Below are 12,642 nucleotides of genomic sequence, written 5' to 3' on the forward strand. Positions count from 1 at the left end.
AAAAACCTCCGTTAACCGTTCGCTTTTTCGGTTATTTCGCTGAGGGGTGTTTCACAGCCGTCCCTTGTGACAACGTCACCGTAAAATCTCAGCTGATTAATGCCGTTCAGCACCCTTTCCGGCGTGGCAGGTGCATCGATATGCGGATGAACGCGGTAATCCGCGAGACTGGAAACCGCGTCTTTAATCGCGCACCAGACAGATATTCCGTGCATAAACGGTGGTTCACCCACGGCTTTGGAATGGAAAACCGTGTCTTCCGGGTTCTTTCGGTTTTCCACCAGATGAACGCGCAAATCCTGCGGGATATCACCAATGGCCGGGATTTTGTACGCCGCCGGGCCACTGGTCATCAGCCGCCCTTTGTCGTTCCATACCAGTTCTTCGGTCGTCAGCCAGCCCATGCCCTGAACAAATCCGCCTTCCACCTGGCCGATGTCTATCGCCGGATTCAGCGAATCGCCAACGTCATGCAAAATATCGGCGCGCAGCAGTTTGTATTCGCCGGTCAGCGTATCAACCAGCACCTCGGCGCAGGCCGCACCATACGAGAAATAATAGAAAGGATGCCCGGCGGCCTTGCTGCGGTCATAGAAAATCTTCGGCGTTTTGTAATAGCCGGTGCTGGAAAGCGGCACCTGATTGAGCCAGCACTGGGTGGCGACCTGCTCAAAGCTGAAATACTGGTTTTTGACCCGCACCAGGCCGTTGCTAAACTCCACGTCGCTTTCTGCCGCGTCGTGAACACGCATCAGCATTTCCACCATGCGCGCTTTAATGATTTCGGCTGCATTCTGCGCCGCTTTACCGTTAAGGTCCGCGCCTGAAGAGGCGGCCGTTGGCGAGGTATTCGGCACTTTTCCGGTGTCCGTAGCCGTAATCTGAATGCGGCTGATATCAACCTGAAAAACTTCGGCGACCACCTGTGCCACTTTGGTATTGAGCCCCTGTCCCATTTCCGTGCCGCCGTGGTTGAGCTGAATGCTGCCGTCGGTGTAAACCAGCACCAGAGCCCCCGCCTGATTGAGAAAACTGGCGGTAAAGGAGATGCCGAATTTCACCGGCGTCAGCGCCAGTCCCTTTTTAAGATACGGATTGCTTTGATTAAACAGAGTGACAGCGTCACGCCTTGCGGCATATTCCGCGCTTTCTTCCAGCTGGCGGGTCATCTCCTCAAGCAGATTCTGACCGACCGGCTGGTGGTAATGTGTGACGTTACGGGTTTCCTGGCCGTAGTAATTGTTTTTGCGCACGGTCAGCGGATCCCTCCCCAGTTCGCGGGCGATGTGATCGACAATATGCTCGATGGCCAGAATTCCCTGTGGCCCGCCAAAACCGCGGTACGCAGTATTAGACGCCATATTGGTTTTACAGCGGTAACCGGTAATTAAGGCGTCGCCGAGGTAATAGGCGTTATCGGAATGGAACATCGCCCGGTCAACAATGGAACCGGAGAGATCCAGCGAATACCCGCAGTTGGCCGCCAGCTTCAGGTCGATACCGTGAATGATGCCGTCATCCGTAAACCCGACGTCGTAGCTGACGTGAAACGGATGTCGTTTGCCGGTGATCAACATGTCGTCCTGCCGCGCCAGACGCATTTTCGCCGGGCGTCCGGTAAGATGAGCCGCCAGCGCGGCCAGACAGGCCGTGCCTGCCGCCTGCGTTTCCTTACCTCCAAAACCGCCGCCCATGCGACGCATATCGACCACCACTTTGTGCATCGGTAAATCCAGCACCGAGGCCACCAGTTTCTGGACTTCGGTCGGATGCTGCGTCGAGCTGTAAACCAGCATCGCTCCGTCTTCGCCCGGCATCACCGACGCAATCTGGGTTTCCAGATAAAAATGCTCCTGCCCGCCAATCTCCAGCTCGCCCTGCAGGCGGTGCGGTGCACTGGCCAGCGCCATTCCGGCATCGCCACGTTTATGCTGATGCGGTTCTTCTACGTAATGCTCAAGTGCCAGAGCCTGTTTGATGGTCAGCACGGCGTCACGGGGCTGATAATCCACTTTCGCCAGCGCAACGGCGGCGCGGGCGGCTTCCGGAGAAGTCGCGGCGACCACCAGCACAATCTGCCCGACGTATTCCACCACGCCCTGCGCCATCAGCGGGTCGCCGTGGGTCAGCGGCGCAATATCAGGATTACCCGGCACATCTTCCGCCGTCATCACCCGCACCACGCCCGGCACGCTGTAACAAGGTCCGGTATCGATATGCAGAATGTCGGCGTGCGCGTGCGGGCTGAGCAGCGGCACCAGATGCAGCTGACGCGGAAACTCCAGCCGGTCATCGGTGTACACCGCTTCTCCGCTGACGTGTTTATCCGCGCTTTCGTGTTTCTGGCTTTTGCCCACGCCGCTTTGAAGTCCGGCACGGAACAACTGTTCCATCTCCTGCCGGGAAAGTGACGGTTTGGATTCAGACATAATGAGTTACCCGCATCAGCGTTTCAGGAGAAGTCAGTTCGATATGGCAGCGGCGCAGCAGGTTTTTGGCGACCTGCATGCGGTATTCGCGGCTGGCGCGGAAATCAGTGATCGGTGTGAAATCCTTCTCCAGTGCCTGACATGCGTGCTCAAGGGTGGCGGTTTGCCACGGTTGCCCGAGCAGTTGCGCTTCACAATGGGTAGCGCGTTTCGCCACTTCCGCCATGCCGCCGAACGCGATGCGTGCATGCACCACCACGCCGTCGCGGACTTCAATCTGTAGCGCGGCGCACACCGCTGAAATGTCGTCCTCGAGCCGTTTCGACACTTTGTATACCCGCAACTGCCGAGCCTCAGACGTCACGCGCGGAATGCGGATTTGCTCAATAAATTCGCCCGGCTGTAACGCCGTTTTGCGATAGCCGAGGAAGAATTCGTCCAGCGGTAATTCGCGTTGTTCCGCGCCGCAACGCAACAGTAATGACGCCCCCAGCGCCAGCAGAACCGGGCCGCCGTCGCCAATCGGTGAGCCGTTGGCGATATTGCCGCCAAATGTGCCCTGATTACGGATTTGCTGCGAAGCAAAGCGTTCAAGCAATTCGCCGAATTCGGGGAATTCATCGTGTAAGACCGGCATACAGTCGCTCAGCGGTGCCGCAGCGCCAATGTGAATAGCCTGACCGGTCAGCGTAATCATTTTGAGTTCAGGAATATGACTCAGTGAAATCAGTTTCGGCAGACGCTGATAGCGCTGGGTCACTTCCAGCGCCAGATCGGTGCCACCGGCCACCAGACGGGAAACCGGTTCAGCAAGATAACGTGCGGCCAGTTCATCCATGCTCACCGGCTGGTCAGTGGCAGAAATTGCCCTTAGCTTTTCAAGCGTCTGCTGTGCATCAGCATCAAACTGATCGGGCTGCGGCGCATCACAAATGGCTTTCGCCGCATCCATGATCGGACGATAACCGGTGCAGCGGCAGAGATTGCCGGAAAGCGCGTGCTGAGTATGCTCCACGCTGAAAGCCTGCTGCTGTTTTTCCAGCGCAAACAGCGACATCACAAACCCCGGCGTGCAGAAACCGCACTGCGAGGCGTGGTTATCCGCCATTGCCTGCTGCACGTGATGCAGTTCGCCACGATGTTTGAGATCTTCCACGGTGATCAGCTGTTTGCCATGTATCGCAGGCATAAACGTCAGGCAGGCGTTGACCGTGGTGTATTTCAGCCTGTCGCCCTCTTTTTCGGCCAGCACGACGGTGCAGGCGCCGCAGTCACCGGAGGCGCAGCCTTCTTTGGTACCGCAGCGCCCGGCATCGCGGCGCAGATACTGGAGAACCGTGGTATCGTCCGGCAGATTTTCCGTCTGGATCCTGCCGTTCATCAGAAACTGGATCATGATCATATCCTTCAAAAATCACTGGTTTGCTCTCTACCCTGCGAAGGGGGAGGAGCAAAGGCTTTACAGCCATTCAGAATCAGTGTCGTCACTTCGCCGATAATGTGCTCGCGCGCCTGTGTATCGCCCCCGAAATTGCCGTACATATGTTTCACCTGCACGGCGAAATCGGCGTAATACTGCGTCAGCGCCCAGATGTGCATGATGAACAGACGCGCATCCAGCGGGCGGATTTTGCCCTCAACAATCCACTGATGGATCAGGTTTTCTTTTCCGACGATGTTCTGTGTCGCCTGCGGCCAGTACTTCTGCAAATAATGGCCACCGCTCAGCACTTCGCTGGTGAAAATGCGCGACAGTTCCGGCTGGTCGAACGAAAAACTCAGCTTGTTGCGGATGTAGCGGCTCAGCACGGCTTCAGGTTCACTGAGCGTCGGGTCGAACTGAATGATGTCGCCCCAGACTTTCAGCACTTTCTGCAAGAGTTCTTCGTACAGCTCCTCTTTTCCGGCGATGTAGTAATGCAGCTGGGCTTTTTTGATCCCCGCGCGCTGAGCAATGGCCTGAGTCGTCGCGCCCTGAAAGCCCTTTTCGCTAAATTCTGCAATGGCGGCGGCGTGGATATTCTCCAGTGTTCGTTCACGTGCGACGCGGACTTTGCCGCCGGTTTCATTGTTCATCATGCTGAACGTTCCCCCTGCAAAGCATCGCGCGCATAGACCTGCTCGCCATCGACATACGTGCAGTAAACATTACGGTCGTCGCCCAGCGTCATCAGCACAAACAGCTTTTCGGCAAGCGTATTGCTGTTGGTCGCACGCAGTTTTTGCAGCGCGCTGACGCCCGGCTCGAGCACCACGAAATCGGCTTCTTTTCCGGCGTCAAAATTGCCGATTTTGTCATCGAGATGCAGCGCCCGCGCGCCGCCCAGCGTGGCGTGGTAAAAAGCTTCGAAAGCCGATAACCGGTAACGTTGCAGCTGGCCAACTTTGTAAGCTTCGAGCAACGTTTGCAGCATGTTGAAAGTGGTGCCTGCGCCAACGTCGGTGCCCATCCCCACGCGGATCTGCTTCTGCCAGGTTTTTTGCAGGTTGAACAAACCGCTGCCGAGAAACAGGTTGGACGTCGGGCAAAACGCAATCGTCGAATCCGTTTCGCTCAGACAGTCCCATTCGCTGTCATCAAGATGCAGACAATGCGCGAATACGCAGCGCTCGCCGGTCAGACCGTGCTGATGATAAACGTCGAGATAATGCTGATGTTCCGGGTGCATTTCTTTTACCCAGGAGAGTTCCGCCACGTTTTCGCTGAGATGGGTGTGCATATACACGTCCGGGAATTCCTGCTTCAGCAGACGGACTTTTTGCAGCAGTTCAGGCGAGGATGTCGGCGCAAAACGCGGCGTCAGCGCGTAGCTCAGGCGCTGACGGTTATGCCAGCGCGCAATCAGTGCGCGCGTATCGGCTTCACTTTGCTCCGGGGTTTCCAGCAGTGCGTCGGGGGCGTTTTTGTCCATCATCACTTTGCCTGCCACCAGCCGCATGTTGATGTCAGACGCTTCTTTGAACAACGCATCGACGGACTGCGGATGCACGGTTCCAAACACCAGCGCCGTGGTGGTGCCGTTGAGTAAAAGCTGGTTGATGAAGAATTTCGACATGCGCTTTGCGTAATCCGCGCAGTGATATTGTTGTTCTGTCGGAAAGGTATAGCGCGTCAGCCATTCGAGCAGTTGCTCGCCGTACGCGCCGATCATTTCGGTTTGCGGGTAGTGAATATGGGTATCGACAAAACCGGGAACGATCAGTTTGTCGCGGTAATCATCAATTTCCAGCCCGGCGGTTTTTCGAACGCCAGCGAGCTTTGCTTCGCCCTCCAGCCATTCCCCGAGCCAGACGATATGCCCGCCGCTCAGCAGCATCAGGCCGTCTTCGATATAACGTACGCTGGCTTCAAGTTCTTCCGGCCCGGAGACCGGCTGGCGGATATCAAAGAAGTTTCCGCGTACCGCGCGGGTGATAACCTGACTCATGGCATAGTCCTTCTGTGCAACATTCTTATTGATGATTAATAACAGAACGTTTGCAAAGCTTATGCCAAATCTGACCAACCGGTCAGACCGTCTGGTTCTTTTTCTGTGCGCCAGCCAAAACTACTTCAGCAACACCTCATATTGCGGATTGAATTCATCAAAGATCGGCAACGCCGCCGCGCCCAGCGCCGGGGTATCGCTGCCGGACATCCCGATGCGGATCCGAGCACTTTGCGCATACCGGCTGCGCACTGAGCTGTAGAGCGGCGTCAGGCGCCTGATCAGCTTCTCCACCAGCGGTTTCGGCATCGTGCCGCCGATAATCACGCTCTGCGCATCAAACACGCATTCCATAATATTGATGGCCTGAAGCGCCGGTTCGACCGCAGTATCCAGCCATTTATCAAACAAGGCCTCATCGACATTCAGCAAATCCTCCGGCATGGCGGACATCGGATCCAGCCCGCAGGCTTCGTACGCGGCTTGCAAAGAAACGTAGCGTTCGAGGCATCCTTTGTTGCCGCAATAGCATTCGCGACCGCCCGGTTGCACCACAATGTGGCCGACCTCGCCCGCATTATGTGCATGACCGGTGTAAATCCGCCCGTCGGTGAAGATCCCCGCGCCGAGGCCGGTGCCGATATAGAGATACACAAACGAGGAAAGCTGCTTGGCAATGCCGTGAAAACGCTCGCCGATGGCCGCCACCGTCGCATCGTTTTCAAGCGTGACCGGCCAGCCGGTAGACGCACTCAACCGCGCTTCAATATCCACATTATCCCAGCCGTGCAGCGTGGTCGGCCCCTGCGAAGAAATGCCCTCAACGCCAAACGGCCCCGGCATCACCACGCCGACGCCCAGCATTTTGCGCCAGTCGATTTTCACCTGTTGGCGCATTTCTTGCAGTATCTGATCAATCAGGGCCAGCGTGGGCTCAGGCTGAGGTTTCTGTATGTGGATCTGGTGGCGAAAACGCACCGAGCCCGTGAGATCCACCAGCACAATCAGCAGCGACTGATGATCAAGATGGATGCCGATGGAATAGGCGCTGTCAGGATTGAGTGTCAGTGGCGTTGCCGGTTGACCACGTCCGCCCGCACGACGCGGCAGATGGGAAGAGAGTATGCCCGCCTGTTCGAGTTCGGTCGCAATATTGGAAACCGTCTGCGGCGTGAGTGACGTCAGCCGGGCAATTTCCGCGCGGGTCAGCTCACCGTTGAGGCGAATGGCTTCGATGACGACCCGGCGATTGTGCGCGCGGGCATGTTCAAGATTGGTACCAGAAGTTGTTATCACGGCTTTGTACCCAAAGGGGAAACCTGTGGGCAGTATGCGGAGAGTGATTACAGCAATCAAATTGATTTTATAAATATCAGAATATGAATATGACGATGCCATCACAGCTTTCAATGTTATTGGTATGTTAATAATAATCGTCAGTCACTATTCAGTTTGCACCGTTTATAGAATTCGTTTTAAGCCTCAGGTAGCAAGTATCAATCCGGCAGGGATGCAGGGGTTGCCGTCATCAACGGTCATCCCATTTTTTTTAGTCCATTAAAGCAATCAAATTGATTTAATAAACTTAACCCTGTTTCGGAGAATGACGATGAGCCTACGACTTACCCCTGCGGCCACCCTGTGCGCCCTCTCTGCCCTCACCCTGGGATATTCGGTGAATGCACTGGCTGAAACCACGCTCAGTGCCTTGTTTATGACTCAGGCGGCGTACAGCGAAGCCGATATCCGCGCCATGACCGCGGACTTCACTAAACAACACCCTGACATCAAAGTGAATCTGGAATTTGTCCCGTACGAAGCGCTGCACGACAAAATCGTGGCCGCCCGCGGTGCCGGTGACAAAGGTTATGACGTGGTGCTGTTTGATGCGATATGGCCAGCCGAATTCAACAAATACGGCCTGTTGCAGGATGTCACGGCGCGTATTCCCGCAGACGAAAGCAGCAAGATTTTTGACGGCGCGATTTCTACCGTGACCTACAAAGATAAACGCTGGGGCATGCCGTGGATCCTCGACACCAAATATCTGTACTACAACAAAGCGATGCTGGCAAAAGCCGGGATCACCACCCCGCCTGCGACCTGGGCTGACGTTGAGAAACAGTCTGAGATCCTGAAAGAAAAAGGCATCGTAAAATTCCCGCTGGTCTGGAGCTGGTCACAATCCGAAGCCTTGCTCTGTGACTACACCACGCTGGTTTCGGCGTTCAAAGGCGATTTCTACAAAGACGGTAAGCTGAACTTCACCAATACCGGCGCGATGAAAGCCATCAACTACATGAAAGAGACGCTGGATAAAGGGCTGACCAACCCGAACTCCCGCGAATATCTGGAAGAGGACGTGCGTAAGTCGTTTTCCAACGGCGACGCGGCCTTCGCGCTGAACTGGACCTACATGTACAACATGGCCAACGACCCGAAACAGAGCAAAGTCGCGGGTGACGTCGGTGTGATCCCGGCACCGGGCGAAACCGCAGGTGAGGCGTCCGGCGTGAACGGTTCGATGGGTTTGGGCATCGCCAAAGCCAGTGCGCATCCGGATCAGGCGTGGGAATACATCAGCTACATGACCTCCCAGCCGGTACAGAACAAATACGCCAAACTGAGCCTGCCAATCTGGAAATCCTCTTATGACGACCCGGCGGTGCAGAAAGATCAGGAAGCCCTGATTGCGGCGGCAAAAGTCTCGCTGAATGTGATGCTTTCGCGCCCGGTGACGGCAGATTACTCACGCTTGTCGAACATTTTGCAGCAAAACATTCAGGCGGTATTGCAGGGTAAAACCCCGGCGAAAGACGGTATGGAAGCCGCAACCACAGCCGCTGACCGTTTACGTTAAGTTTTTTTAAAGCCAACACAACGCCCCGGATACTGCGGTATGCGGGGCAAACCAACACCACGGAAAATTATGCTGACTTTACCGCAACGAGAACGTCGACAGGCCTGGTTGCTCCTTGTGCCCATGTTGTTAATGATGTTTCTGCTGACCGCCTGGCCGCTGGCACGCACGCTGTGGCTCAGTTTCACCGACGCTGGCCTGATTGGCGACGGTTCTGCGCCCAACTGGGTCGGCAGCGACAATTTTATTTATGCTCTGACCGATCCGGATTTTCGCGCCGCACTGTGGCGGACGCTCTATTTCACCGTAGTTTCGGTGATTTTCGAAGGCTTCATCGGCGTGCTGGTGGCGCTGCTGCTGAACCAGAAATTCCGGGGGCGCAGTGCGTTACGCGTGCTGGTGATCTTGCCCTGGGCGCTGCCGACGATTGTTAACGCCACAATGTGGCGGCTGAACTTCAATCCGGACTACGGCAGCATCAACGCCCTGCTTTCCCAGCTTGGTCTTATCGACACCTACCGCAGCTGGCTCGGCGACCCGTCGTCGGCCATTAACGCCGTGATGTTTGCCGATATCTGGAAGAACTATCCGCTGATCACCCTGCTGGTGCTGGCGGCGCTGCAAACCATTCCTGAGGATTTATTTGAAGCCGCGCGGCTCGACGGCGCGTCGGCGTTCCTGCGCTTTCGTAAAATCACCTTACCGGCGATTGCGGCTCCGCTGGCAGTGGCGCTGATTTTGCGCACCATCGACGCGTTTAAAGTCTTCGACATCATCTACGTGATGACCCGCGGCGGCCCGCTCGACAGCACCAAAACCGTCAGCTTCTTTGTCTATCAGGAATCTTTCAGCTATCTGCGGGCGGGCAGCGGTGCCGCTTACGCCATTCTCATGACGCTGATTTGCGCCCTGTTAATTCTGGTTTATATGGTCATGCTGCTGCGCCAGCGCCGTTCGGGGAATGCAGAATGAAACAGAAAATCCGGCTCGTTTTACGTTATCTCGCCGCGCTGGTTCTGGCCGTATCCATACTCGCGCCGCTGTTGTGGATGTTCCTGATGAGCGTCAGTTCGGCGGAAGATCTGACCCGCATTCCGCTGGAATGGGTGCCACGCCACTGGGATTTCAGCCGCTACGCCAGCCTGCTGACGTTGCAGGCAGGAACACCAGGCGCGTTGTTCCTGCACGCGCTCGGCAACAGTTTGCTGGTGGCCTGCTGCGCAACGGTGATTTCCCTGCTGCTGGCCATTCCGGCGGCCTACAGCTTTTCCCGTTATCCTGGCCGCGACGGCTGGCTGTTTGGCAGCCTGGCAATCTATATGGTGCCGCCGGTGGCCTTCGTGCTGCCGCTGTATTTCATTCTGGAAAAGCTGACCCTGCTGAACACGCATATCGGGCTGATTCTGGTGTATTGCTCGATGATTTTGCCGTTCCTGACCTGGATGCTGAAAAACCAGTTCGATGCACTGCCGGTGGATATCGAACAGGCTTCACGCCTCGACGGATTGCGGTACTGGCAGGTATTGCTGCGCATCACGTTGCCGCTGGCGAAACCGGCGCTCGGCGCTTCGGCGATGTTCGGCTGGCTGCTGGCCTGGGATGAATTTTTCTACGCCCTGCTGTTTACCAACAATATCAACGCCCAGACATTGCCGGTGACTATCGCCGGATTCACCGCCGGGCGCGCCACCGATGACGGGCTGATTGCCGCCGTCGGCATTCTCGCGGCCATTCCGCCGCTCTTTATTGCGCTCTGGCTGCAAAAAACGCTGGTCAGCGGGTTAACCGCCGGCGGCAGCAAAGGCTGAATATGAACATCAGGGGATCTCATCAATGATTACAAGACCTGACACCCGCGCCACGCTGTATGTGGTGGGCAATATTAACGTGGATTTGATCATGAGCACGCTCCACTCGTGGCCGGAAAAAGGCACCGAAGCGATGCTCGAAAGCAGCTCTCTGCGCCCCGGCGGCTCTGCCGGAAACTGTGCGCTGGCGCTGTCGGCATTGAACGTCCCGCACCGGCTGGTGGCCAATCAGGGCAACGACCAGTTCACCGGCTGGCTGGCGAGTTTGTTCCCGGAAAGCGCGCCCCACTGGCCGACCTGCGACTGCGAAACGTCGCTGACGTTTGGCGTCACGCATCCCGACCACGAACGGACGTTTTTCAGCAATCAGGGGCATATTGTCCGCCTTTCCATGCAGGACGTTCTGGCTCAGTTACCCGAAAACGCACAACCCGGCGACTGGGTTTTACTGTGCGGAACCTGGTTGTGTACCGCGCTTTACGCCGGTTATCCGCTCCTGCTGGCAACGCTGAAACAGCGTGGCTATCAGGTGGCAGTAGACAGCGGCTGGCCGCCGGAAGACTGGAGCGATGCGCTACGTGAACAGGCGTCCAAATGGTTGCCGTATTGCGATGCGCTGCTGCTCAATGAAGTCGAAACGCTCGGGCTGGCCGATGCTCAGTCGCTGGACGCTGCCGCGCAAAAACTGCTGGCGCAGATGGCTGGGAATGCTTTTTGCGTCGCGAAATGCGGCCCGGACGGTGCGCGTCTGTGGAGCGCGGATCAGGCGTTGCATCAGCACGCCGAACCGGTTGAGGTGGTCGATACTATCGGCGCCGGAGACAGTTTTAACGCCGGATTTTTATCCGCGCTGATTTATGGCCTGCCGCCTGCCACGGCGTTGCAATGGGGTGTCCGCGTCGCCGGTTGTGCGATCAGCAGTTCCCCGCGCCTTTATCCTGACTGGCAATCGCTTTTTGGCCCTGTGGAGAAACTCTGAATGGCTCTGGTAGAACTGGTAAAAGTCGCCAAACATTATGGCAAAGTACAGGTGCTCAAACCGCTGGATCTGACCATTCCCGATGGCAGCTTTACCGTGCTGGTCGGGCCGTCCGGCTGCGGAAAATCCACCCTGCTGCGCCTGCTGGCCGGGCTGGAATCCTTATCCGACGGGGACATCCTGCTCGATAAACAGCAAATCAATAATTTTGACCCGGCGGATCGTGATATCGCCATGGTCTTCCAGAGCTACGCGCTGTATCCGCACCTGACCGTGGCCGAGAACATGGCGTTCCATATGCAGGTGAAAAAGGTGCCGAAAGCCGAACAACAGGCCAAAGTACAGCAAGCCGCGAAGGTGTTAGGGATTGATCATCTGCTGAAACGCCTGCCGAAAGATTTGTCCGGCGGGCAGCGCCAGCGCGTCGCAATGGGCCGCGCGCTGGTGCGAAATCCGAAAGTTTTCCTGTTCGACGAACCGCTGTCTAACCTTGACGCGCAGCTTCGCATGGAGCTGCGTGCGGAAATCAAATCCCTGCACCAGCAGTTCCGCACCACCACGGTTTACGTCACGCACGATCAGATTGAGGCCATGACGCTGGCGGATAACATTGTGGTGATGAAAGACGGTTTTATCGTGCAGCAAGGCGATCCGCTGTCGATTTACGACAAACCGGTGAACACCTTTGTGGCGCGCTTTATCGGTTCACCGCCGATGAATTTACTCAGCGGCGTGTTCCAGAGCATCGACGGCAAACCTGGCGTGACCTGCAATCAGCTGTGGTTTGCCCTGCCGGAGAAATGGGCGTTACAGGCGCGACATTCCGAAGGCGAACCGGTCACGCTCGGCCTGCGCCCGCATGATCTCAAACCGGTTCAGCACAGCGCGCAACCCGCCGCCACGCTGCGTCTGCTGGAAGTCACCGGCGAAAGCAGCCTGCTGCATATCGACTGGAGCGGTTTCCCGCTGCACGTCCAGTTCGCTGGCCGCGCCCGCGTCAGTACCGAACAACCGCTGTACCTCGAAGCTAACAGCGACGCCATTCATCTGTTCGATGCACAGACCGGGGAACGGCTGGAAGAAACTGAACTCTGAATTAATGTGCAAAATCTCCCCTTTCACCGGGGGAGATCCTCAA

General features: G+C 56.6%; 10 protein-coding genes. 5 read left to right on the forward strand and 5 right to left on the reverse strand.

Annotated elements, in window-relative coordinates:
- Nucleotides 1-11 precede the first annotated feature (11 nt).
- From xdhB to J1782_RS16975, 5 genes are all read right to left on the reverse strand, one after another.
- Nucleotides 12-2,429, reverse strand: coding sequence for a xanthine dehydrogenase molybdopterin binding subunit (gene xdhB, locus J1782_RS16955; protein WP_217153564.1), 2,418 nt, complete (start codon nucleotides 2,427-2,429; stop codon nucleotides 12-14).
- Nucleotides 2,422-3,825, reverse strand: a complete 1,404-nt coding sequence (gene xdhA, locus J1782_RS16960) for a xanthine dehydrogenase small subunit (RefSeq protein ID WP_217153565.1) — start codon at nucleotides 3,823-3,825, stop codon at nucleotides 2,422-2,424. The genes xdhB and xdhA overlap by 8 nt, the downstream gene beginning before the upstream one ends.
- 11 nt (nucleotides 3,826-3,836) lie before the next feature.
- Nucleotides 3,837-4,508 (reverse strand): TetR family transcriptional regulator C-terminal domain-containing protein, encoded by a 672-nt coding sequence (locus J1782_RS16965; protein WP_165057534.1) that lies wholly within the window; start codon nucleotides 4,506-4,508, stop codon nucleotides 3,837-3,839.
- Nucleotides 4,505-5,857, reverse strand: coding sequence for a guanine deaminase (gene guaD / locus J1782_RS16970; RefSeq protein ID WP_217153566.1), 1,353 nt, complete (start codon nucleotides 5,855-5,857; stop codon nucleotides 4,505-4,507). Before guaD ends, J1782_RS16965 begins: the two co-directional genes overlap by 4 nt.
- Nucleotides 5,858-5,977: 120 nt before the next feature.
- Nucleotides 5,978-7,150: an ROK family transcriptional regulator gene (locus J1782_RS16975; protein WP_193333141.1), complete on the reverse strand. Its 1,173-nt coding sequence runs from the start codon at nucleotides 7,148-7,150 to the stop codon at nucleotides 5,978-5,980.
- Nucleotides 7,151-7,466: 316 nt separating this feature from the next.
- Here J1782_RS16975 and J1782_RS16980 point away from each other — a divergent pair, with 316 nt between their 5' ends.
- From J1782_RS16980 to J1782_RS17000, 5 genes are all read left to right on the forward strand, one after another.
- Nucleotides 7,467-8,717 carry an extracellular solute-binding protein gene (locus J1782_RS16980; RefSeq protein WP_208951140.1) on the forward strand — a complete coding sequence of 417 codons (1,251 nt, stop codon included), beginning with the start codon at nucleotides 7,467-7,469 and terminating at the stop codon, nucleotides 8,715-8,717.
- Nucleotides 8,718-8,786: 69 nt separating this feature from the next.
- The gene (locus J1782_RS16985; protein ID WP_217153567.1) at nucleotides 8,787-9,689 is read left to right on the forward strand and encodes a carbohydrate ABC transporter permease; all 903 of its coding nucleotides are present in this window, start codon (nucleotides 8,787-8,789) and stop codon (nucleotides 9,687-9,689) included.
- Nucleotides 9,686-10,525: a carbohydrate ABC transporter permease gene (locus tag J1782_RS16990; protein ID WP_217153568.1), complete on the forward strand. Its 840-nt coding sequence runs from the start codon at nucleotides 9,686-9,688 to the stop codon at nucleotides 10,523-10,525. Before J1782_RS16985 ends, J1782_RS16990 begins: the two co-directional genes overlap by 4 nt.
- Nucleotides 10,526-10,550: 25 nt before the next feature.
- Nucleotides 10,551-11,504, forward strand: coding sequence for a carbohydrate kinase family protein (locus J1782_RS16995; protein WP_217153569.1), 954 nt, complete (start codon nucleotides 10,551-10,553; stop codon nucleotides 11,502-11,504).
- Nucleotides 11,505-12,599: an ABC transporter ATP-binding protein gene (locus J1782_RS17000; RefSeq protein WP_152326216.1), complete on the forward strand. Its 1,095-nt coding sequence runs from the start codon at nucleotides 11,505-11,507 to the stop codon at nucleotides 12,597-12,599.
- The last annotated feature ends 43 nt before the right edge of the window (nucleotides 12,600-12,642 follow it).

Source organism: Rahnella sp. BCC 1045, assembly GCF_019049615.1.
GTDB lineage: Bacteria > Pseudomonadota > Gammaproteobacteria > Enterobacterales > Enterobacteriaceae > Rahnella > Rahnella contaminans.